26 protein-coding genes are annotated in these 21975 nt (G+C 59.8%); 11 read left to right on the forward strand and 15 right to left on the reverse strand.

Annotated features, from left to right (window positions below; all coding sequences use genetic code 11):
* Nucleotide 1: 1 nt before the first annotated feature.
* From acpS to recO, 7 genes are all read left to right on the forward strand, one after another.
* Nucleotides 2–406, forward strand: coding sequence for a holo-ACP synthase (gene acpS, locus FHT85_RS10945; RefSeq protein ID WP_112410707.1), 405 nt, complete (start codon nt 2–4; stop codon nt 404–406).
* Nucleotides 407–520: 114 nt separating this feature from the next.
* Entirely contained in the window at nt 521–1267 is a 747-nt protein-coding gene (gene lepB / locus FHT85_RS10950) for a signal peptidase I (protein WP_015339298.1), read from the forward strand.
* The gene (gene rnc / locus FHT85_RS10955; RefSeq protein ID WP_112337959.1) at nt 1264–1983 is read left to right on the forward strand and encodes a ribonuclease III; all 720 of its coding nucleotides are present in this window, start codon (nt 1264–1266) and stop codon (nt 1981–1983) included. The genes lepB and rnc overlap by 4 nt, the downstream gene beginning before the upstream one ends.
* 20 nt (nt 1984–2003) lie before the next feature.
* Nucleotides 2004–2948 (forward strand): GTPase Era, encoded by a 945-nt coding sequence (gene era, locus FHT85_RS10960; RefSeq protein ID WP_112337958.1) that lies wholly within the window; start codon nt 2004–2006, stop codon nt 2946–2948.
* An 85-nt stretch (nt 2949–3033) separates the two neighbouring features.
* A complete protein-coding gene (locus FHT85_RS10965; protein WP_112410706.1) occupies nt 3034–3789 on the forward strand; it encodes a Crp/Fnr family transcriptional regulator in 756 nt (251 codons plus the stop codon).
* 329 nt (nt 3790–4118) lie between these two features.
* The gene (locus FHT85_RS10970) at nt 4119–4490 is read left to right on the forward strand and encodes a response regulator (protein WP_015339302.1); all 372 of its coding nucleotides are present in this window, start codon (nt 4119–4121) and stop codon (nt 4488–4490) included.
* A 58-nt stretch (nt 4491–4548) separates the two neighbouring features.
* Nucleotides 4549–5328: a DNA repair protein RecO gene (gene recO, locus FHT85_RS10975; protein ID WP_112410705.1), complete on the forward strand. Its 780-nt coding sequence runs from the start codon at nt 4549–4551 to the stop codon at nt 5326–5328.
* A 24-nt stretch (nt 5329–5352) separates the two neighbouring features.
* Here the strand turns inward: recO and FHT85_RS10980 are convergent, their stop codons facing one another.
* From FHT85_RS10980 to FHT85_RS10990, 3 genes are all read right to left on the reverse strand, one after another.
* The gene (locus FHT85_RS10980) at nt 5353–6201 is read right to left on the reverse strand and encodes an MOSC domain-containing protein (RefSeq protein ID WP_183774077.1); all 849 of its coding nucleotides are present in this window, start codon (nt 6199–6201) and stop codon (nt 5353–5355) included.
* A 10-nt stretch (nt 6202–6211) separates the two neighbouring features.
* Nucleotides 6212–6865 (reverse strand): HD domain-containing protein, encoded by a 654-nt coding sequence (locus tag FHT85_RS10985; RefSeq protein ID WP_409527326.1) that lies wholly within the window; start codon nt 6863–6865, stop codon nt 6212–6214.
* A 70-nt stretch (nt 6866–6935) separates the two neighbouring features.
* The gene (locus tag FHT85_RS10990; protein WP_112410724.1) at nt 6936–9680 is read right to left on the reverse strand and encodes a DUF2339 domain-containing protein; all 2745 of its coding nucleotides are present in this window, start codon (nt 9678–9680) and stop codon (nt 6936–6938) included.
* Between the two features lie 295 nt (nt 9681–9975).
* On the opposite strand from FHT85_RS10990, the gene FHT85_RS10995 reads away from it, so the two are divergent.
* Together FHT85_RS10995 and FHT85_RS11000 are read left to right on the forward strand one after the other, a co-directional pair.
* Nucleotides 9976–10314, forward strand: a complete 339-nt coding sequence (locus FHT85_RS10995) for a hypothetical protein (protein ID WP_112410703.1) — start codon at nt 9976–9978, stop codon at nt 10312–10314.
* Nucleotides 10315–10463: 149 nt separating this feature from the next.
* A complete protein-coding gene (locus tag FHT85_RS11000; RefSeq protein ID WP_015339310.1) occupies nt 10464–10976 on the forward strand; it encodes a superoxide dismutase family protein in 513 nt (170 codons plus the stop codon).
* Between the two features lie 115 nt (nt 10977–11091).
* Here the strand turns inward: FHT85_RS11000 and FHT85_RS11005 are convergent, their stop codons facing one another.
* The 7 genes from FHT85_RS11005 to FHT85_RS11035 form a co-directional block, all read right to left on the reverse strand.
* A complete protein-coding gene (locus FHT85_RS11005; RefSeq protein WP_112410702.1) occupies nt 11092–11610 on the reverse strand; it encodes a tyrosine phosphatase family protein in 519 nt (172 codons plus the stop codon).
* A complete protein-coding gene (locus tag FHT85_RS11010; protein WP_112410701.1) occupies nt 11607–12224 on the reverse strand; it encodes a YfbR-like 5'-deoxynucleotidase in 618 nt (205 codons plus the stop codon). Before FHT85_RS11010 ends, FHT85_RS11005 begins: the two co-directional genes overlap by 4 nt.
* Entirely contained in the window at nt 12221–13060 is an 840-nt protein-coding gene (locus FHT85_RS11015) for a YgfZ/GcvT domain-containing protein (protein ID WP_112410700.1), read from the reverse strand. The genes FHT85_RS11010 and FHT85_RS11015 overlap by 4 nt, the downstream gene beginning before the upstream one ends.
* A gap of 177 nt (nt 13061–13237) precedes the next feature.
* Nucleotides 13238–13996, reverse strand: a complete 759-nt coding sequence (locus FHT85_RS11020; protein ID WP_112410698.1) for a hypothetical protein — start codon at nt 13994–13996, stop codon at nt 13238–13240.
* 16 nt (nt 13997–14012) lie between these two features.
* Entirely contained in the window at nt 14013–14270 is a 258-nt protein-coding gene (locus tag FHT85_RS11025; protein WP_015339315.1) for a hypothetical protein, read from the reverse strand.
* A gap of 104 nt (nt 14271–14374) precedes the next feature.
* Nucleotides 14375–14809 (reverse strand): TIGR02301 family protein, encoded by a 435-nt coding sequence (locus tag FHT85_RS11030; RefSeq protein WP_112410723.1) that lies wholly within the window; start codon nt 14807–14809, stop codon nt 14375–14377.
* Between the two features lie 94 nt (nt 14810–14903).
* Nucleotides 14904–15323: an NUDIX hydrolase gene (locus FHT85_RS11035; protein ID WP_112410697.1), complete on the reverse strand. Its 420-nt coding sequence runs from the start codon at nt 15321–15323 to the stop codon at nt 14904–14906.
* Nucleotides 15324–15487: 164 nt separating this feature from the next.
* Here FHT85_RS11035 and FHT85_RS11040 point away from each other — a divergent pair, with 164 nt between their 5' ends.
* Together FHT85_RS11040 and FHT85_RS11045 are read left to right on the forward strand one after the other, a co-directional pair.
* Nucleotides 15488–15808 (forward strand): YnfA family protein, encoded by a 321-nt coding sequence (locus FHT85_RS11040; protein WP_112337948.1) that lies wholly within the window; start codon nt 15488–15490, stop codon nt 15806–15808.
* A 43-nt stretch (nt 15809–15851) separates the two neighbouring features.
* Nucleotides 15852–16616: an SOS response-associated peptidase gene (locus FHT85_RS11045; RefSeq protein ID WP_112398177.1), complete on the forward strand. Its 765-nt coding sequence runs from the start codon at nt 15852–15854 to the stop codon at nt 16614–16616.
* A gap of 75 nt (nt 16617–16691) precedes the next feature.
* Here FHT85_RS11045 and FHT85_RS11050 read toward each other — a convergent pair whose 3' ends face one another.
* From FHT85_RS11050 to FHT85_RS11070, 5 genes are all read right to left on the reverse strand, one after another.
* Nucleotides 16692–16832: a hypothetical protein gene (locus FHT85_RS11050; RefSeq protein WP_015339320.1), complete on the reverse strand. Its 141-nt coding sequence runs from the start codon at nt 16830–16832 to the stop codon at nt 16692–16694.
* A gap of 327 nt (nt 16833–17159) precedes the next feature.
* Nucleotides 17160–18020 (reverse strand): CDP-diacylglycerol--serine O-phosphatidyltransferase, encoded by an 861-nt coding sequence (pssA, locus tag FHT85_RS11055; RefSeq protein WP_112337946.1) that lies wholly within the window; start codon nt 18018–18020, stop codon nt 17160–17162.
* A 122-nt stretch (nt 18021–18142) separates the two neighbouring features.
* A complete protein-coding gene (locus FHT85_RS11060; protein ID WP_112410696.1) occupies nt 18143–18841 on the reverse strand; it encodes a phosphatidylserine decarboxylase in 699 nt (232 codons plus the stop codon).
* Between the two features lie 306 nt (nt 18842–19147).
* A complete protein-coding gene (locus FHT85_RS11065) occupies nt 19148–19846 on the reverse strand; it encodes an acid phosphatase (RefSeq protein WP_112410695.1) in 699 nt (232 codons plus the stop codon).
* 127 nt (nt 19847–19973) lie between these two features.
* A complete protein-coding gene (locus FHT85_RS11070) occupies nt 19974–21860 on the reverse strand; it encodes an ABCB family ABC transporter ATP-binding protein/permease (protein WP_112410694.1) in 1887 nt (628 codons plus the stop codon).
* Nucleotides 21861–21975: the final 115 nt, after the last annotated feature.

Consider the following 21975-nt stretch of genomic DNA (forward strand, 5'->3'; position numbering starts at 1 on the left):
CATGATTATCGGCATAGGCAGTGATCTCATCGACATCCGCCGTGTGGAGAAGACGATTGAGCGTTTCGGCGCCCGGTTCACCGAGCGCTGCTTTACCGAGATCGAGCGCGCAAAGTCCGAACGCCGCAAAAACAAGGCGGCCTCCTATGCCAAACGCTTTGCTGCCAAGGAAGCCTGCTCGAAGGCTTTGGGCACGGGATTGGCGCAGGGCGTCTTCTGGCGCGACATGGGCGTCGTCAATCTGCCAAGTGGAAAGCCGACCATGCAATTGACCGGCGGTGCCGCAGAAAGGCTGGTTTCCATGCTGCCGGCAAATCACCGCGCCGCCATTCATTTGACGATAACGGATGATTTTCCTCTTGCTCAGGCCTTTGTGATTATCGAAGCGCTGCCGATGGATGCCTGAATCATAACTGTATGTCGCTTTTGGCACCCGCGCCATTGCCGCGATGATATGAAGCGAGTAGACAGTGCCTGAATATAAGTGCGCCGGTGGGGTGCGAAAAAGGAACAAGACTGCGTGTCCGAGAAAGCCGTAAAACAGCAGAACGCCCTGTGGGAGAACATTAAGGTCATCGTTCAGGCGCTCGTCCTGGCCATGATCATCCGCACGGTTCTCTTTCAGCCATTCACCATTCCGTCCGGCTCGATGATGCCGACGCTTCTTGTCGGGGACTATATCTTCGTCAACAAGTTCGCCTACGGCTACTCCAAGTACTCGCTGCCGTTCTCGCCCGATCTGTTCAGCGGTCGCATTTTGGGCAGCGAGCCGAAGCGTGGCGATGTTGTGGTCTTCCGCTTCCCGCCGAATCCGGATGTCGATTACATCAAACGCGTGATCGGCCTGCCGGGCGACCGCATCCAGGTCAAGAACGACATTCTCTATATCAACGGCCAGGCCGTTCCGCGCGAGCCGCATGGCACCTTCTCGTCCGACTATAGCCAGGAGCCGGGTGACCATATCGCCGTCTACAGCGAACGTCTGCCCGATACTGGCAAGGTCTTCGACACGCTGGATCTTTCGCCGAATTCGCGTGGCGACAACACCCAGGAATATGTCGTTCCGCCGGCCCATTACTTCATGATGGGCGACAATCGCGACAATTCCGACGATAGCCGTTTCGATGTCGGCTATGTCCCCGCTGAGAACCTGATCGGCCGTGCCAGCGTCATTTTCTTCTCGCTGGGTCACGACACCTCGTTCCGTGAAATCTGGAAATGGCCGACCAATATGCGTTGGGACCGTATTTTCAAGGTTGTCGAATGACGAAGGCACAGACGCTCTCCCAGGCGGATCGTGCCAGGCTTGAGGTCGTTATCGGCCACGAATTCGCCGAGAAGGAGCGTCTCGACCGCGCGCTGACCCATGCCAGCGCGCGTACGCACAAGACGGGCAACTACGAGCGGCTGGAATTTCTCGGCGACCGTGTTCTCGGCCTCTGTATCGCGGAATTGCTTTTCAAGACCTTCGGTGCGGCAACGGAAGGCGAGCTTTCGGTTCGCCTCAACCAGCTCGTGAGTGCCGAAACCTGTGCAGAAGTTGCCGATGAGATGGAGCTGCATCTCTATATCCGCACCGGCGCCGACGTGAAGAAGCTGACGGGCAAGCGGATGCTCAACGTGCGCGCCGATGTCGTCGAAAGCCTGATTGCGGCACTCTATCTGGATGGCGGACTTGAAGTCGCCCGCGCCTTCATCCTGCGCTTCTGGGAGCGCCGCGCCATCCGGCCGGAGGGCGCAAGGCGCGACGCCAAGACGGAGTTGCAGGAGTGGGCGCATGCGAAATTCGGCGTCACCCCGGTCTACAGGGTTGATGATCGCAGCGGACCGGATCATGATCCTCGCTTTACGGTGACTGTGGAAGTCAAGGGAACGGCGCCTGAAACGGGAATAGAACGCTCCAAGCGTGCGGCCGAACAGATGGCGGCGACACGGATCCTGGAGCGCGAAGGTATTTGGCAGCCTCAGTTGACTGAGAAGTGACTGCCGGGGAATAGTGGAAAATGACCAATCACCAGGACACGCCCGCCGAAGACGGCGCGATTGAACATATCGGCCCGACGCATTCGGGCTTCGTTGCCCTTATCGGCCCCACCAATGCCGGTAAATCGACGCTCGTCAACCGGCTCGTCGGCGCAAAGGTCTCGATCGTCAGCCACAAGGTGCAGACGACGCGCGCCATCGTGCGCGGCATCGCCATTCACAACAACGCGCAGATCGTTTTCATGGACACGCCCGGCATATTCAAGCCGCGCCGCCGTCTTGATCGTGCCATGGTGACGTCCGCCTGGGGTGGCGCCAAGGATGCCGATCTCATCATGCTGTTGATCGACAGCGAGCGTGGTCTGCGCGGCGATGCCGAAGCCATCCTGGAAGGGCTGAAGGATGTTTCCCAGCCGAAGATCCTCGTCTTGAACAAGATCGACCGCGTTCGCCGTGAGGACCTGCTGGCGCTTGCCGCCGCCGCCAACGAGAAGATCGCCTTCGAGCAAACCTTCATGATCTCGGCGGAAAGCGGCTCCGGCTGCGACGACGTCATGGATTATCTGGCGAAGACTTTGCCGGAAGGTCCCTGGTATTATCCGGAAGACCAGATTTCCGACCTGCCGATGCGCCAGCTTGCCGCCGAAATCACCCGCGAAAAGCTGTTTCTGCGTCTGCATCAGGAGCTTCCCTATTCCTCTCATGTCGAGACGGAAAAGTGGGAAGAGCGCAAGGACGGCTCCGTGCGCATCGAACAGGTGATCTATGTCGAGCGCGAAAGCCAGAAGAAGATCGCTCTCGGCAAGGGCGGCGAAGCGATCAAATCGATCTCGACCGCATCACGCAAGGAACTCTCCGCGATCCTGGAGCAGCCCGTGCACCTCTTCCTCTTCGTGAAGGTCCGTGAAAACTGGGGAGACGACCCCGAGCGCTTCCGGGAAATGGGCCTCGACTTCCCGCATTGACGAGAGTTTGCGTTCCTGCAACGCTTAATATTACAGTGGCTTATTGGGCATATTCTGTTTGCCGCTGTAACTTGAGGGGTGTTTCATGGCGAAGGCAGCAGTGACGGTGCATGGACGACGCACGCCTTGCCAGCAATGTCCGCTGAGATCACTGCCGCATTTCCGGGAATTCGAGCGCGACGAGCTGAATTTCATCAGCGGCTTCAAGAAGGGTGAGCTTCTTGTCGATGCCGGTGCCACGATCTTCCTCGAAGGCGCGCATAGCGCTCACCTTTTCACCATCCTCTCCGGCTGGGGTTTTCGATACAAGACGCTGGAGGATGGCCGCCGCCAGATCCTGAACTACGTGATGCCCGGCGATCTTATCGGATTGCAGGGGTCGATCATGGGGGAGATGCAGCATTCGACGGAAGCGCTCTCGCCGATATCGCTCTGTGTTTTCGAGCGCACGGAGTTGATGACGCTCTATAATTCTCATGCCTCGCTGGCCTATGATCTGACCTGGATCGCATCGCGTGAGGAGCGGATTCTCGATGAGCATCTGCTGAGCATCGGGCGGCGCTCCGCGATGGAGCGGGCCGCTTATCTCATTGCATATCTGCACCAGCGCGCCAGCACTCTGCGCCTTTTCAACGGCAGCAAGGTTATCCCGATCACGCAGCAGCATGTCGCCGATACACTCGGCCTTTCCGTCGTCCATACCAATAAGACTTTGAAAAAGCTGGCGGCCCGAGGGTTGCTCCTTTGGCAGGAGAGGGGCTGCGAGGTTCTGGATGGGAAAGGGCTTGCAGAACTTGCGGGCTGGGACGGTTTTGATTCGGGCAAGCGCCCCTTCATCTAGGCACTGCCTTTTTAGCAAACGCATGTCTTTTTTAAATGCCGGCAATAACTGTATCAGCATAGATTACTGTTATCGTCACTTTTCTACCAGTTTCACCTTTTACTAACCCCGGCGACAAAAGCGATTGGAGCATGGTGACGAGCCCATAGTACCGCAGTGCGAAAAGTGCGAAGCGGGTTGGAGGCAAAGTCATGTCACAAGAGACTGAGCCAAGGCGGATGGGGCAAACCATCCATTCAATACGGGCCGATGATTGGCGCCGGAGGGATAGATGCGGGACTTTTTACGGGCTGCGCCAACTGGCGCATACGTGCAGGGATGGCGCTGATATGACGTTTCAGCGCGTGCTTATACTGGAAGATAATCTCATTATTGCAATGGAGACTGAGGAAATCCTTCGTCTTGTAGGTATCCAGCAGATTGAGATTGCTTCGAATCTGGAACAGGCGGTCAACGCGATCCATTCCGAACATTATGATTTTGCGATGCTTGACGTGAATCTTGGAGAGTCGACGAGCTTCGGCTTTGCCAGATTGCTGATGGAACGCGGCATTTCCTTCGGCTTCGTCAGCGGTTATTCCGATACGCTCGATTTTCCGGCCGATCTGCGGCATGTGCCGCTTTTGAACAAGCCCTTCGACGAGCAATCCATGCGTCTCTTTGTCGAGGCCCTGGCCGGCGGCTCCTCTCTTGCCATGTGACAGCCGCGGCCGTTTGCCCTAAACTCGAATCGCGGAAATTTTTCGGGGCAGCCGGCCGATGCAATGGCAGGACCATGCGATCATTCTGGGTGTCAAACGTCTCGGCGAGACCAGTGTCGTCGCCGAGGTGATGACGCGTGGCCGCGGCCGCCATATGGGGCTGGTGCGATCCGGTCGCTCGCGCGCCATGCAGCCGGTGCTGCAGGCGGGCAATCTCGTCGAGGTCACTTGGCGGGCCAGGCTGCATGAGCATCTCGGCGAGTTTCGCATGGAGCCGGTCACACTCCGGGCAGCGCGGCTGATGGAGACCGCGACCGCCGTCTATGGCGTGCAGGCAATGGCCGCATTGTTGCGGCTCTTGCCGGAGCGTGATCCGCATCCGCATCTCTACGATGCGCTCGATGTCATTCTGGAAAACCTGCAGAACCCTGCCGATGCCGGCGAACTCTTCGTGCGCTTCGAACTTGCCGTGTTGAACGATCTCGGCTTCGGCCTCGATTTGACGGAATGCGCAGCAACCGGCGTGCGTGAAGATCTGGCTTTCGTTTCGCCGAAATCCGGGCGTGCCGTTTGCCGGGCAGCCGGTATGCCCTGGGCGGATAAGATGCTGGCGTTGCCGCCGTTTTTGACGACCGGAGCCTTGATCGCCGCGGATAGGGAAAGCCTTTCCGCCGCTTTCCGCCTGACCGGCTTCTTCCTGCATCGCCATGTCTACGAGCCGCGCGGCATCGAGATCGCTGCAGCTCGCGATGGCTTCATGCAAGCCGCCTTGAAGGCAGTTGCCGTCGCTTCGCCGGACGATGCCATGACATCGCCGAGTCTTGTGGCCAAAGGCTGAGTGAAGGACGCGAAAAGGGGCTTTCTATCGCCGCTTGAGCGCCCAACCCTCCGGCCGTTCCTCAAGTACCGTCACCGCATCGCCGATCTTCACCGAGCCTTCGCTGCGCGGCACGGCATTCCAGCCGAAGAGCGGGCCGGACACGCGCCGGTCGGCTGACATGCGGATGCGGCCCATGGCGGGCATCGGGTTCGGCACGTCGCGCGAGCCGGTCTGCTGATCCTGCGTCGTCATGATGCAGCGCGAGCAGGGTTTGACGAGATCGAGGCGGATGCCACCGATCTCGATTGCCGCCCAGCGATCCTCCGGCCACTCCTCGTCGATATCGATGACGATATTCGGACGGAAGCGCTCCATGTCGACCGCGCCTTCGCCGTGAGCGGCGAGATTGGCGTTGAGCGCCTTCAGCGAGCCGGTGGTGGTAACGAGGATCTGATAGCCATCGGTAAAGGTGACGGGCGTATCCTCTCCCGCCCATTCCGGACTGGCGATACGCTTGGCAAGCCTGTCGAAGAACACCATCCTGACCTCACGACCCATCCATGCCGACAGCGCCTTGTTGGTGTCCTCGTCGGCAACGGAGGCGTTGACGGCTGATTTCCAGACGACGATGTCCATACGGTTGTCGGAATGCGGCGGCGGCACGATGATGTCGGGCTTGCCCTCCATCTTCAGGCGCAAATGGGAGGGTGCCGGCTGGATGTCGATCCGGGCCAATGCCTGTAATTCGCGCTGGGTAATGAAATTGCCAGAGGGATCGACCAGCATGGCGCGGCGGTCGCCGGCGAGACCGAAAGCATCGACGGCTGCCGACGGAATGGCGATGCCGCGGGCGCTCTTGAGGGGATAGATGAAAAGATCGCTGACGCGCATGGGGTGGCCCTCAGATTTCGTCTATGAACATTGCCAGCACGGTTTTCAGGCGGTCGTGCCGTGCTTCGGCAAACCTGGCTCCGGTCTCGGTCTGGAATCCATCCGCCAGTTTGAACAGCTTTGTCTCGAAATGGTCAATGGCGAAGCGCTTGTCGTCAAGCGGCCGCTCTGTCGCAAGTGGATCGAACGGGTCGTACAGGCCGGAGCCGAGACGCCCGGCAATATAGAAACAACGCGCAGCGCCCACCATGCCGATGGCATCCAGCCGGTCGGCATCCTGCAGGATCTTCGCTTCCAATGTTTCCGGTGGCAGGTTGGCAGAGAAACTATGTGTGATGATCGCATGCGCAGCAGCGGCAATGTCGTCGTCTGCCCAGCCGAGTTGCCGCAGAATGCCCGAAGCTTTCTCGGCCGCAAGCCGCGAGGCCTGCGCGCGATGCGGCGAATTCTTTTCGACGGCGACGCAATCATGCAGTAGCACGGCTGCGGCGAGAATGCGCGCATTGCCGCCTTCTTCAGCCTGGATGGCCATGGCATTGCGGAAGACGCGCAGGATATGGGCAATATCGTGCGAACCGTCATCGCCATCCGCGGCGTGGGGAATGAGATCCGCAGCCAGCACTTCGAACGGGGCGAAAGCCCGCGCCATCTTGTCGGTGTCCATAGCTGCACTTGCTCCGGGATGATCAGTCGGCAGGTTTTATTGTCCTATCGGGTCAATGGATTCGCCGCAATCATTCCGTCGCCTTCTTCCGCGTCAGGATTTTTTGATAGAACAGGCCGATACCGATCAGGACAGCGCCGAGGCCGATGAAGGACAGTGCCCGCAGGAAGCCTTCGAGATTCGCCATGTCGATGAGGAAGGCTTTGACGACGGCGATGAAGACTAGCACCGCCGAGGCGATGCGCAGGCTCCGGGCCTCGAAGCGGGCGCCGAGCCCGAGAAGCGCGATGCCGATCAGCAACCAGACGACAGAGTAGGAATAGAGCTCGCCCTGGATGAAGCCGTTCCAGAAGGGAATGTACTCACCCTGCCAGAAGCGCCGCACCGACAAGGTTGCCCATGCGAAGGCCATCACGGCCGTCGCGGCGGCCAGCATGCTGATATAGGGGAACGGGCGCCGGTTACGAGCAAAGAGCGCCAATCCGCCATAGGCGGCTGCAGGCAAAAGATAGGCGAGCAGCAGCAGGTTGAAGAGTGGGATGCGACCCGTGCTCTCGCCTGTCATGAACGGGTTCAGTCCCAGCAGATGCAGGGTGAGGATCATTGCGACCGAAATGACGCCGAGGGCCATGCCGCCGTAACGGAAGACAGGGCTCGCGGCGCTGAGATCGAGCGCCATCAGCGTTGCGGAAGCACCGATTGCCAGCAGCGTATAGATCGACTGTTCCCCGAGCGTTGGAGCCGCATCGTTCAGAACGCCGCCGTTCATGGCGTGGCGCACGAGGATGGCGATCGTTAGCAGTACGAGGAAGCAGGCGAGCGCCTGCAAAGCGTTGCGCAGTCGCAGGTTCGGCGAATGACGCGTGATGAAGGCAGCAAAGACGGCAAGAGCGGCCGGAATGCCGTAGCCGGCAAGCAGCATGTTAAAGACCGGTGTCGTGCCGAGCTCCGAGGGATCGACGATCGTCGGTTGCCAGGCGATGCGCCCCATAGTGATGACAAGCGCGGCAACCATGGTCCATGGCAGAACGGGCCAATTGCGCAGGCGTCCCGCCAATAGATAGGCGATGCCGAGAACCGGCAGCAGGATCGTCGCGGTGGCATGATGCGCAAGCGTATGCAGGGCGAAGACCGCTGCGACGAAGGAGCCGGCCGCGAAGATATTTGTCGGCAGCTTCAACCCTTCTCCGTCGCTGCGATCCTGCCATTCCGCAAGCCCGATGAGAACTAGCGCCAGTCCGATGCCGTAGAGCCCATGCAGCCAGTCGAGCGTCCAGTTGCCGAAGTTGACGAAGCTGATCGTCGCGATCGCCAAGGGCGTGGCTGCCATGACAAGGCTCCAGAGAGCGGCATAGGGCTTCTCCGCCTGGGCGACGCGCCGGAGGAAGAAGGCGCCGATGACTACGAAGAGGGCGCCGAGGCCGAGGACCTCATAGAGCACCGTGCTCTGCAGGCTGGCGGTTCCATCCGTCGTGGATTCGATCCCGGCGATCCAGTTGGTCAGAATGCCGGACGTGCCGACCACGGCGACGAGCGCGGACAGGATCGTTGCCCAGGCTGCATGCAGGCGGCCGGCACCGAAGGCCGCAACCGCTGCGACGATCGCCGCAAACATGAATGTCGCATCGACGATTGGATATCCATATCGAAGGCTGAAGCCGACGATGCAGAGTGATACCGTGAGCGCACCGATCGCGGCCGTCAGCGTCATGCCGAGGGGCTGTCGGACGAGAAATGCCGCCCATTCCATACCGGAGCTTACTCGCTGGGGCGTATCTTCGGCCGGCGCCGTTGTTGCGTCTTCCTTCACCGCTTCTGAGACTGGATAGCGTCCCGGCCACAAGAAGATGGTGCCGCCGATCATGGCCAGCATGGAAAGCGTGACCGGCGCGAGATCGACGACCGGGCTGAAGGTAATGTAGAGCAGCGGCCACAGGCTCAGAAGCCCATTTGCGAGCGACGGCGCGATCAGCCAGCGGCGCAGGCGCGACGCCAAAAGGGTCGCAAGCCAGGTCAGAACGAGATAGCCGAAGAGTGTCCAGGGACGTGGCGCGGTAGAAGCGATGAGGGCAGGGGTCGCCATCGACGCCAGCAGGCCGAGGCCGGCAAGCGCCTGCCCATGCAACAGCGATAGTCCGAGCGTGGCAAGCGAGATGAGCGCGAGAAGAATGAAGGCGGTTGCGGGGCCGATGAATTCGTAGATGGCATGCGCCGCATAGGTCGAGCCGAACAGGGCGACGACACCGGCTGCCGTCAAGACGCCAGGGATCATCGCATTTTGAAAGGCGCTGTTCAGAACCGGCGCGGTGCGGCGGCGGATCACTTCGCCTGCAGCAATCAGGGCAAGGCCGAAGAGTGCCGCAAGAGCCAGACGCACGCCGGGGCTGAGAAGGCCGCTCTCGATCGAATATTTGACCATGAAGATGCCGCCGAGTGCCAGGGCGATGCCGCCGACCCAGACGGCCCAGCGTGCGCCGATTGTGCTTTCTAGGCTTTCCTTCGGTGGGGTGGAGGTCTGGCTCGCAAGAGGAGCGTCTTCTTCCTGGCCGGCATCCGCAATGTTGCGTGCAGCGAGAGCGGGCTCCTCGATTTCGGGCGCGGAAGTATCCTCGATCGCGACTTTCGGTTCGTCGTCCATGGGTTGCGCGACGGCATAAGCCGCCGGAATCGATTCGCCCGTATCCGGCGTCAGCACCTTGCCTTCGAGAGCATTCTGCAGCTCCTGAACGCGCGCCTCAAGCTGCTTTATCCTTAGGTTGTGGCCCCGCAATACCACGATACCGACAATCAGGATGACGAGCGGCAACAATTCCATCATGTCCCCTCCATGGGCAATCCGTCGCACCATATACGAAACTGTTCATCGAGTAAGGCTGGATAACCGGATTAGCCTATGATTCCAGGGGATTATGCCCCGTCGCCTGGCAAGGCATCACAAAACCAATATTAGAAAATCCGGATTTGCCGCTTGGGAACTATGGTTAATACTCATTAACAATTTGTCTTTACCGGCAGCGCGAAGCAGCTTAATACCTAGTTCATAGTTTAGCTCTGAATGTACTGAGTACAAACGACGTCGCATGAGGCGGCTCCTACCCTAGGAGGTTTGTATGTCCCATGTTTCTTCCGTATCCAATAGCTCCTATCCGTATCGTGGCACGCTCTCGCGCCTTGATGCGAATAACGACGGTCTTTTGAGCGAAGGGGAACGCGCAGCGGCCGAGCGCCCCGGCATTCTCGAAGCCGACGATCCCGGTGCTGCTGCCGATGGTTCCAACAGCGCTTTGGGTAACCTGATCGCTAAGCTCATGCAATTGCCGGGCGCCGACGCTACCTCTACGGCAAAGTCGCCGGAATCCAATGCCGTCTACGATCTTAATCTGCTGTCGCCGATGGATGCCTACAACAGTACCTACGGCCAATATGATGCCGATAGCGTAGCGGCCTGATACGTACTTTCATCCGATGAAAGGGCGGCCTGCCGGCACACCGGCAAGCCGCCTTATCATTTTGATGTAGGATCATTTTTTCCAGTTACCGGAACCGTCATGCCTGCCATGCGTTGGGCAACAGCCACGCAGAACCGGGAGGGTGTTCCATGAAGCGGATAATGATCGTTGCAATTCTCGCTCTTGCCGCAGCCGCGCCCGCGGCAGCACAAACCCAAAGTCAAAATACCGCTACTGCCGATTTTGTCGGCCTCGACGGTAAGCAGGCCGGTCGGGCGACGTTGACTGAAGGTAAAAAGGGCGTGCTGATCGAATTGGAAGTGTCCGGCATGCCCGCCAATCGCTGGGTCGCCTTCCATATCCATGAGAATAGCCGGTGTGAGCATACGCACGGCTTCGAGTCCGCCGGCGGGCATTTCAATCCCACAAAGGCGGAACATGGCTTTCTGGCCGCCAGCGGGCCGCATGCCGGCGATATGCCCAACCAGTATGTCGATCAGGATGGCAAGCTGCGCGCCCAGGTCTTCAACGGCATGGTATCGCTGAACGGCAAAGACGGCATTCGCGGCCGCACGCTGATGATCCATGCGGAGTCCGACGATTACCGCAGCCAGCCTGTGGGCGGTGCCGGCAAGCGTCTGGCATGTGCCGTCATTCAATAGGGGCCGGCGGCCAGACAATCGAGGGTGAATCCAGCTGTTGACGCGGTCGGTAACTGGCAGCGATTGTTCTGCCGAGGGCGTGCCTGCTGGCGATGATTTGATGGCTGTCGATGCGTTAGCTGGCCAAGGACAGTGTGAAAGGCGCATTGCCGTCGGCATCGGCGCCGCGGCCGATCTCTTTGACTGCCGCGACCAGGCGCCCTTGGCGTCCCAGCAGCTCATCGCCGATGGTGACCAGCCGGGCATTCGGCGTAACGAATGGCGAGCTCACCCGCAGCCGACGCACCAGCACTAGATCGTCTTGCTCGGGATGAACGGCCAAGGCCGCGATCAGCGCTGCCGCCGGCGAGCGGGAGACGCCCATCCAGCAATGGATCAGCAAAGGCGCGCTTCGATCCCAGCCGGAGGCAAAATCGATAATCGCGCGAACATGCGCCTCCTGTGGAGCGACGAGATCGCCTGTCCCGGCAAAACTGATGTCGTTCATATGGAGCAGCAGATGCCGATCCGCCTGGATGACCGCTGGGCGGTGGAAGCTGTGCTCCTTGGCCATAAGGCTGATCATTTCGCGCGCGCCATGATGAACGGCCATTTCGGCAATGCGCGCGAGCGGCGACACGACGATCCTGGTCACGCCCCAACCCTCATGGCAGCGCGCTCCGCCTCGATCGCTTCGAAGCGCTTCAGAAACAGCCGTTGCGCCTCGATTGCCGGCATCGGCTCGATCGGCAGCATCTCGCGTGTGATGTCGCGCGGCTGGCCGAAGAATTTGCGGGCTTCATCGGGCGTGAAGCCTGCAAGCAGCGTTGCCTCGAAATAGGCAGAGATCGTGTCGGCCTTCTTGATCTTTTCCTTGAGCTTCGGCGCGCAATGCGGAGGCAGGGCGAAGCGCTGGTAGATGGCTGCTTCGAGTCGTTTCTCCACGACCTTGTAATCGCCGCCGACGACGGACTTGAACGGTGAGATCATGTCGCCGATCACATATTCCGGTGCATCATGCAGCAAGGCGGCAAGCAGTTCGTCCGGCGTTGCCGGGTTGAGATGACGAAAGATCGCTTCCACCACAAGGCTATGCTGCGCCACCGAAAAGGCATGGTCGCCGGAGGTCTGGCCGTTCCAGCGCGCGACCCGGGCAAGCCCATGCGCAATGTCACTAATCTCGACATCGAGCGGCGACGGGTCCAGCAGGTCGAGCCTGCGCCCGGATAACATGCGCTGCCAGGCGCGCGCAGTCGTCGCCGATGTCATGCCGACGCCTCATCGGCGCGAGTGGGGAAGGAGAGGCCGGACCAGGCCGGCAGAGACACGGTGACGTCGATATCGCCAGCCCTTATCGGAGCCTCTTCGGCAATGGCTTCGCCGGCCCGGTCGATACGGACGATGGCAAGGCCCATATTGCCGGCGGTCGAGCCGAGAGTTCCGATCGGCTTGCCGCCGACGGTCAATTCCGTGCCGGAGGTGGGCAATTCGGCACTGCCGCTGACGATGACGACACGCCTGCGCGCCGTGCCGCGGTGGTGCATGCGCGAAACCACTTCCTGGCCGATATAGCAGCCCTTGCGGAAGCCGAGGCCGCCGTTCAGATCCATCAGCACATCATGCGGGAACGCGTCCTGCAATGCGAAGTCGAGGCCGGAAACAGCGATGCCGTTAGCGATCCGCAGCACGTCATAAAGTGTCTCGGGATCGCTGCCGTGCTCGCCGGGCGTCCGGCTCAGCGCAATCCCGGCCTTGGCGAAGCGGCTGTCCTTTGGTCCATGCGTCGCATTATCTCCCCACGCGACCGTGACCCCCTGGGTATCCTCTGCGACGAAATCGACCTTGGCGCGCAGGCGATACATGGTGAGCCGCTTCAGCAGACCTTCCCACTGTGCCGTGTCGGTTTCGAGTAAAAACCCTGCACCATCCCGCCAGATCATGAAGTCGAACAGGATCTTGCCCTGCGGCGTCAGCAACGCGCCGGGGCGAGCCTCATCGGCGCCAAGCGAGACGAGATCGGTGGTGATGAGATTGTGCAGAAACGCCTCGGCTTCCGCGCCGGTAATGCGGAAGAAGGAGCGCTCTCTGAGGAATACGGCTGGCATGATGGTTCCGCTGATATGACCTGTAGCACGGCGCGATCTCTAAGACTCGCTTCCTGTACTTCAGGTCTTTGATCTTGCGCATGTCGTTGTCGCAAAACCGCTGCGCACTTTTGCGCGACATGCTTCATCACGCAGAGGTAGGGCCTTCAGCGAAGAACCGCAAGTTCTCCGGTCGGATCATTCGCCCGAGGTGAAGAATTTCCAGCGGCCGTCCGGCGTGATGCCGACGCGATAGAAATTATAGCCGCCGAATTCCTGCATGTCGGCATAGTCGCCGGCCGTCACGATACGCATCAGGTCAACCTTCTCCGGCGTGGAGAGGGTCTTGATGTCCTTTTCGGCGAAATAGGGCCAGACATAGACCTCATCCGGGGTTCCCTGGCCGACATGGGCAAAGCCTGACGACATAATGTCGAGGAGAATGGACTGGATTTCTATGCCGTCGGGATCGCCCGAAAGGTCATGCAGCGTCTTTATCGGATCTTCGCCGGGATCGTCGGCCGTAACCTGGGTCTGTTTCAGGCCTCCTCCGATGTTCATCAGCGGGCGCAGACGCTCAAGATCGCCGGAAGCGGCAGCCTCGACGATCGCGGTACGGAGCTTCTTTACTGGCTCGGGCGCCTTGTCGATATCGAAGAGGAATTCGACCGATTTGCCGGTACTGGAAGCGCCACCGCTGCTCTGTGCAGCCTGCTTGTTGATCAAGGGCTCAGGCGCCGGCAGCGCATTGTTGGCGGGTGCTTCCAGCGCCTGCTCGATCGGTTTCTCGTTCTTCCGTTGTGTGGACTTTGCTGTATCTCTCGCCTGGGGGGCTGGCGGATTGAGCTGAGAAAAGGCGCTAGCCGGAATGGGCAGAGCCACGCTGCCCAAAAACAGGGTTACGGCAGCGAAGGAGGCAATGGAACAGATGAGCGCATTGCCTGGAAAGATACGCATAAGCAATCTCTGGTTGTTATTGCAGGGTCCGGTTCGGAGAGAATTCACCAGCGAGCATGCGTTCACGCAGCGATTCGAGCAAGGCTTCGGCGCCCTGTTCCCCCTGAATCCGGATCGTCTCGCGAATTGCATGGGCAATGGCGGCGTCGGCGATGATTTCAGGCTCGATGCCGTCAGCCATACCGTCTGCCCAGGCTTCGTTCTGGTATTCCAGCGCTGCCTGCATCTTTTCATGAACGATCATGTCGTCGATTTCGTTCAGGCTGGCTTCCATTGTTTCTTTCCTCGAGACGTTCATGTCCTTACCACTTGCTTAATAACTTTATCAGCCTTTTCTCAAAACGACACGGCTCGCTGTCAAAAGAGGTTAATAAATCGTCAATTTCCAAAGCGTGCGGTGATTTCTGTTGCCAGTGTTGCACCTTCGTTACGGTATCGCTCTTCCGCAGTGCGGGCCTGCGGCGTGCAATTCGTGTAAACCGACGCAAAGGACCGATACCCACGGTTGAAAGCCGCAGTCAGTCTTTCTCTTCGTTTCGGCTCGTTCTTAGTTTCCGTGTCGAGCAATTGCTGCATATCGCCCCGCCAACCATCCTCGCGCGTCGGACTGCAGAGATTGCGCAGATAGTCGATCGAGCCGAGAATTTCGGAGAGCCGCGACAGCTGTTCGTCGTAGGGTACCGGCTGTTCCGCACTCCCGCTATCAGGCACCTGTGCCGGCGGCCCACCTGCTGCCGGCTGTGCGGCAGCGGGAAGGGCGGCGGCAAGCGCGATGCAGATCAGAAGCGGTCGGCCAAGGTTGTTATGAATCATGTAACCATGTTGACCGGACAAGCATGACGGGAACAAGGCGTGGCAGGTGGTTTCCACCCCGATATTGCTCAGCATCGTTAATTTCGGGGCCGAGCTATGCGTTTTCTGCAGCAAGCCGTTCCACGCATTCGAGCACGCTGGCCGGAACGGGCAGGGCGCGCACCTCCTCCACCGTGTACCAGCCGATGGCAGCCGCATCGTCGGCGGCCTCGGCGACGGCATCCTCATCGGCGTCCACAAGGAAGACCGAGAGCAGGAAGTGGCTCGTCAGCGTTCCGTCTGCCGCATGGGAGCGCAGGTCGTAAGTTTCGAACAAGCGAGGATTGCGGGCTGAGATGCCGGTCTCCTCCTTGAATTCGCGCAGTGCCGCGTCGGCCGGCGTCTCTCCGTCTTCGGCCCGCCCGCCCGGAAAGGCATACATGTCGGCGGACGGCGGATTGCTGCGCAAGACAAGCAGAAAGCGGCCGTTGCGCTGAAGAATGGCAGAGGAGGCAGGGCGAGGATTGGAAGTCATAGGTTGCTTTGCATTTGGATGAAAAAATGGGGGTGCAACGATGCTAGGTCATCGGCGAGCAATCTCTACAGGAAACGCCGCTTGCTGTCCCGTGGGAAAGCCCATTAACTCGCTTCCGGCGGAAGCCGCGATTCTGAATGCATCGAATATGGGAACGATCCGGGATGATCTACGGGCTATATGCTTTGGCGGCTCTCGCCGAGATCGCAGGCTGCTTTGCCTTCTGGGCGTGGCTGCGTCTGTCGAAGCCCGTCTGGTGGCTGGCGCCTGGCCTGATATCGTTGATGCTCTTCGCCTGGCTGCTGGCATTGGTGCCGAGCGAGGCGGCCGGGCGCACCTTTGCTGCCTATGGCGGCGTCTATATCGTTGCCTCCATTCTCTGGCTCTGGCTCGCCGAAGGGCGGCTGCCGGACCGGTGGGATATTTCGGGCGCCATCATCTGCCTTGCCGGCGCGGGGATCATTCTCTTCGGTCCGCGCGGCTGACATCAGACTTGACCCTCCGCTTCTCGGGTGCAACACAGGCCTCATGTGCGGACGTTTCGCTTTGACATCGACGGCAGACCAGGTGGGCGAAGCGCTCGGCGTCCTGCTGAACGAGGCATTTCCCGCGCGCTATAATATTGCGCCGACGCAGCCGATCCTTGTCGTCATATCGGGCGATAGGCAGCGACCGGGCAGTAACCTGCCGGATCGCCGTGCTCTGCTCGTGCGCTGGGGCTTTATGCCCGACTGGGTGAAGGACCCCAAGGATTTCCCGCTGCTGATCAATGCGCGATCGGAAACGGCCATCGGCAAGGCCTCCTTTCGCGCGGCCATGCGCCATCGTCGTATCCTCATCCCGGCATCCGGTTTCTACGAATGGCATCGACCGCCGAAGGAAAGCGGCGAGAAGTCGCAAGCCTATTGGATTCGTCCTCGCAGCGGCGGCGTCATCGCTTTTGCCGGGCTGATGGAAACCTGGTCGTCGGCCGACGGTTCCGAGGTCGATACGGGTGCGATCCTGACGACGGCGGCAAACAGCGCCATTCGATCCATCCATGACCGCATGCCCGTTGTTATCAAACCGGAGGATTTCGCTCGGTGGCTCGATTGCAAGACGCAGGAGCCGCGCGATGTCCTTGATCTGATGAAGCCGGTTCAGGAGGATTTTTTCGAGGCGATCCCGGTTTCGGATCGCGTCAACAAAGTTGCCAATATGGGGCCGGATGTGCAGACACCCGTAGTGCTCGATCCGGTCAGAAAACCGCCGAAGAAGGCGGATCCGGACGATGGCCAGCTAAGCCTTCTCTGAGCGGCCGCCATTCGGCGGCCAGTGATCGGAAGTGCTGCCTGCCGGTATCGGTCGGCGGCGAGTGCAACGTTATTCTCAGGCGATCTTCTTCTTGAGAGGCTTCGTCTTCAGCATCAGATGTGCTGCAAGAACGGCTTTCAGGCCCAGCGGACGATAATGCTTGCTGGGGTCGATCTTTGCCTGCGGTTGTGCCGGCTGGTCTTTCTTCTGCGTCATGTTTCACTCCTCACCATGCTCCCCCGGAGCATTTTTCGATTCACAGTCGAGTAGTGGTTTTTGTCGTAAATCATGACAAATCGAAGGCGTTTTCCAATCAGCTTTTGTAAACAACGACCATATTTCGAGAGATTAGCGCCGAAACCTCGTGTAGAATCCGCACTGCCGCAATGTTTGAATCTGCGGAAATATCGCGCCGCGCCAGCTCCCCATTGCGCCGTTGAGCGATCACCATGTCTCTGATTGATAAGGAAGACTTGCAGACTTGTGGTTGCGGCGCAGCGAAGCTGCCGAAGGGCTGCCGCGCGGCAATTTAATATGCCGTCGTTAGATATGCCGGCCGATGTCGTCGTTGGAATCGTCGACATTAGGATCGGCGGGGCCGTTGATGGTGTAGGTGCCGTATTTCTTCGCCCAGGAGCGCGCACCGAAGGGCAGGGACAGCAAATAGATGACGACGGTCACGACCATGACATGCCATGTATAGCTCATCAGCAGCGCGACATAGACGACAAGGCCGAGCATGATTGGCAGCACCAGATCGCGCCTTACGCCGTTGCCTTCCGATTTGCCGGACCATACGGGCAGACGGCTGACCAGAAGAAAGCCGATGAGGACGGTGTAGGCAGCGCCCCATAAGGCGAAGGTGCGGTCCGGCGTCACGCCGAGAAAGCCGAGATAAACAGGCAGCAGCACCAGCATGGCGCCGGCAGGCGCGGGTACGCCGACGAAATATTCCGACTGCCAGGAGGCCTTGTGCTCGCGCTCGGCCATGACGTTGAAGCGGGCGAGCCGCAGGCCGGCGGCGATCGTGTAGATCAGTGCCGCGATCCAGCCGAGCGAACGGGCCTGATCGAGAAGGAAGACGTAGACGACGAGCGCCGGGGCAACGCCGAAGTTGACGATGTCGGCGAGCGAATCCATCTGCGCGCCGAACTTCGAGGTGGCCTTCATCAGCCGCGCGACGCGCCCGTCGATACCGTCGAGGAAAGCGGCGACCAGCACGGCCACGACGGCAAGCTCGTAGCGGTTTTCGAAAGCGAGGCGAATGCCTGTCAGGCCCGAGCAGATCGCCAGCACGGTGATCATGTTCGGCACGATCAGCCGCAACGGAATTTCCCGGAGACGCGGTCCGCGTGCTTCGTCGTTGGGCCCGTGTGGCTCGAAAGGCGGAAAAGGCGTCTTCATCTCGCTCGTGTTCCTAGAGCAATTCCAGCAAAAGCGCGAAGCAGTTTTGTGTCCGGAATTGCGTGAAAACAATGGTGTAGAGTATTTCCGTACCTCAGTTTAGGGGGGAAATACTCTCGGATTCAGCTGCGGCGGCTAAGGGTTGCGCCCTTGGCCGAGCCGAATTCGGCAATAACGGTTTCGCCGGCGATCGCCCGCTGGCCGACGGCAACGCGCGACGAAGCACCTTCCGGCAGGAAGACATCGAGGCGCGAGCCGAAGCGGATGAGGCCGATGCGCTCGCCGGCATCCAGCGGCTCGTTCGGATGAACGAAACAAAGAATGCGCCGGGCAACGAGGCCGGCAATCTGCACAACGCCGATTTCGCCATGCTTTGTTTCGATCACGAGGCCGTTGCGCTCGTTCTGTTCGCTGGCCTTGTCCAGTTCGGCATTGAGGAAGCTGCCCTGGCGATAGGCGACGTTGGTGATGCGGCCGCGCATCGGCGAACGGTTCACATGGCAATCGAAGACGTTCATGAAGATCGAGATACGCAGCATCGGCAGGCTGCCGAGGTTGAGCTCAGCCGGCGGCGTCACCATCTGCACGCTCGAAACCTTGCCGTCTGCCGGCGATATCGCCAGATCATCGTCCTGGGGCGTCAGGCGTTCGGGATCGCGGAAGAAATAGGCGCACCACAGCGTCAGGATCAGGCCGATCCAGAAGAGCGGTTTGAAGATCCAACCGAGCACCAGCGACGCGACGAAGAAACCTGCAACGAAGGGATAGCCTTCCTTGTGGACGGGAACGATGACATTGCGTACGCTGTTCATCAAGCTCATCTATGGCCTACTCCGTTAGGGCATTCCCGCCAGGAACCAGGCTCCGGTTCTCCGTCAAGATCATGCCAGTCAAAAGAATGAGAACAAGATAAGCGGTCTTGCTCTGAATACCAGTCGAGCGTGACTACAGGCAAACTCTGTCATGGGCAATGCTTTCGCACACTCGTCCTCAACGCAATCCGTGTCGAACAAGATGCCAACGTTCCCCGGACTTGAAAAGTGTAGCCTATGGAAACCCGGGTGGGACGCAATGAAAAGGCCGCCGATGACGGCGGCCTCCTATGTTCTGCGTCGGCCGATCGGAAATCAGAGGCCGAGAGCAGCGCGGAGTTCCGCCTTGGCGCCTTCATACTCGGTCTTGTAATCGTCATGCGTCATGATGGTTTCGGCGATGACGGTGCCTGCAATGCGGCCCGCTTCGATATCGGAAGCATAGTGGATACCGCCGACGATGCGGTTATGGCCGTATTCCCAGGCGCGTGCCATGATGGCAGGGCGCTTTTCCGGCACCATATTCGCAAGCACGATGCCCATCAGCGTGCCGACCGTGGTGTGGCCGGACGGATAGGAGCCGGATTTGGAGAGCGGTACGATCGGCTTGACGAGATCGCTGTAGAGGTGCGGGCGAGGGCGTTTCCAGACGTCCTTAGCCGGGTCGACGACGGCGCCTTCGGTCTCGACGACGCGATCGAAGAAGGCCGAAAACTTCGGCAGGTTTTCCTTGGTGAATTTCGGGCTGTCGATGACGTCGGAGAAGCGCCAGACGTTCTCTTCGGCATCGGCCACGGCGCGAGCCGCCATTTCCGGCGTGCGGGTCACCTGGATCGTTAGGATTTCGCCGAGCTCCGCCTTCATCTGCGCGGAATCATTGGCGGGTGGCGGCGGCAGCAGATCGAGAAGGTTGATCTCCTTGGCATCGGCGAAAGGTTTGGCATCTTCGGCGAAAACCGGCGAGGCTAGGCCGACGACGAGCAACAGGCTTAAAGCTTTGGCAAAAGTACGCATTTGGGGGCTCCCTTCAAAAGACCCTCGTACCTAGCAAGCTGTCATCTCAGTCTCGTGACAAAAATCGGTGAATAACTGCTACGCCTCGGTGCTGCCATGGGAAAGGATTCAATGCATCCGCAGTTTTTCACCTTGCCGGCGCCAGGCGGTCGATAACGCCCAGGTCGTCGTTCTCGCGCACCTGCTTCAGATGCTCCTCGGCCTGCGTCGCCTCGCGCTGGCGGTTCCACATGGACGCATAAAGCCCGTTCCGTGCCAGCAGTTCGGCATGTGTGCCGCGCTCGGCGATCACGCCGCTTTTGAGCACGATGATCTCGTCCGCGCCTATAACGGTCGACAGGCGGTGAGCGATGACAAGCGTCGTGCGGTTCTTGGAGACGACGTCGAGGGCGGCCTGTATTTCGCGTTCGGTCGTCGTATCGAGCGCAGAGGTCGCCTCGTCGAGGATCAGAACGGGCGGCGATTTAAGAACGGTGCGCGCGATCGCCACGCGCTGCTTCTCGCCGCCAGACAATTTGAGACCGCGTTCGCCGACCTTGGTCTCGAAGCCTTCCGGCAGTTGACGGATGAAATCGCCGATCTGCGCGATCTCCGCGGCCGCCGTCACTTCCGCCTCGCTTGCGCCCGGCCGGCCATAGCGGACGTTGTAGGCGATGGTGTCGTTGAAAAGCACGGTATCCTGCGGCACCATGCCGATGACCTTACGCAGGCTCTTCTGTGTGACGGTTCGCAGATCCTGGCCGTCGATGGTGATCGTACCGCTTTGCACATCGTAGAAACGATAAAGCAGGCGCGACAACGTTGATTTTCCGGCGCCTGAAGGCCCGACGACGGCGACGGTCTTGCCTGCCGGAACTTCGAAAGAAATGCCCTTCAGGATCGGCCGGGCCGGATCATAGGCGAAATGTACGTCCTTGAACGCGATCGCGCCATTACCGATGACAAGTTCCTTGGCGTCAAGCGCATCGACCACCTCGGGCTTGACCTCGAGCAGATCGAACATCTCCTCGATATCGGTCAGGCCCTGGCGTATTTCGCGATAGACGAAGCCGATGAAGTTGAGCGGCACGGAAAGCTGCAGCAGCATGGCATTGATGAAGACGAAGTCACCGACCGTGTGTTGGCCGTTCAGGACCGACAAGCCGGACATGACTAGCATCACCGTCGTGCCGAGGCCGAAGATCAAGCCTTGGCCGAAGTTCAGCCAGCCAAGTGACGTCCAGACGCTGGTGGCTGCCTTTTCATATCGCTCCATCGATTGATCGAAGCGTTTGGCTTCCATTTCCTCGTTGCCGAAATATTTGACCGTCTCGAAATTCAGCAGCGAATCGATCGCCTTGGTGTTGGCGTCGGTGTCGCTGTTGTTCATCGTCCGGCGGATGGAGATGCGCCAGTCGCTCGCCTTGACGGTGAACCAGATGTAGAGCCAGACCGTGACGGCCGTGACCGCGAGATAGGAAAAGCCGTAGCCGCGCCAGAAGATAATGGCGGTCAGCAGGAATTCGATGAAGGTCGGAAACGTGTTGAGGATCGTGAAGCGGACGATCGTCTCGATGCCCTTGGTGCCGCGCTCGATGATGCGCGAGAGGCCACCAGTCTTGCGCTCCAGATGGAAACGCAGCGAGAGCTCGTGCATGTGCACGAAGGTCCTGTAGGCGAGTTGGCGCACCGCATATTGGCCGACACTCGCAAACAGCGCGTCGCGCAGCTGGTTGAGGCCGAGCTGGATCAGGCGCGTCGCGTTCGTGGCGATGATCAAGGCGACAGCGCCGACCAAAAAGGCAGGCAGAATGCCCTGCATGTCGAGCTTGCCGTTCAGCGCGTCGACGGACCATTTGAAGAAGTAGGGGACCAGCAGCAGGAAGAATTTCGAAACCAGCAGGAAGACGGTCGCCCAGACCACCCGCATCTTCAGATCCATGCGCCCGCTCGGCCACATATAGGGCCAGAGATTGACGATCGTGTTCAATGGATTGCTGGAATCCGCCGATATGGTTTTCTTCTGGCCTGCCATGTACGTCTCCGGCGAATAATTGAGCAGCCGGGCGTGGCAGCGTTTGCACAGCCGACTTGCAAGCCTTCACAGCCAAGACATGGCCATTGCACGAAGGCTATGGGGTCGGGGGACG

Origin of the sequence: Rhizobium sp. BK312, assembly GCF_014193605.1 — a bacterium.
Lineage (GTDB): Bacteria > Pseudomonadota > Alphaproteobacteria > Rhizobiales > Rhizobiaceae > Rhizobium.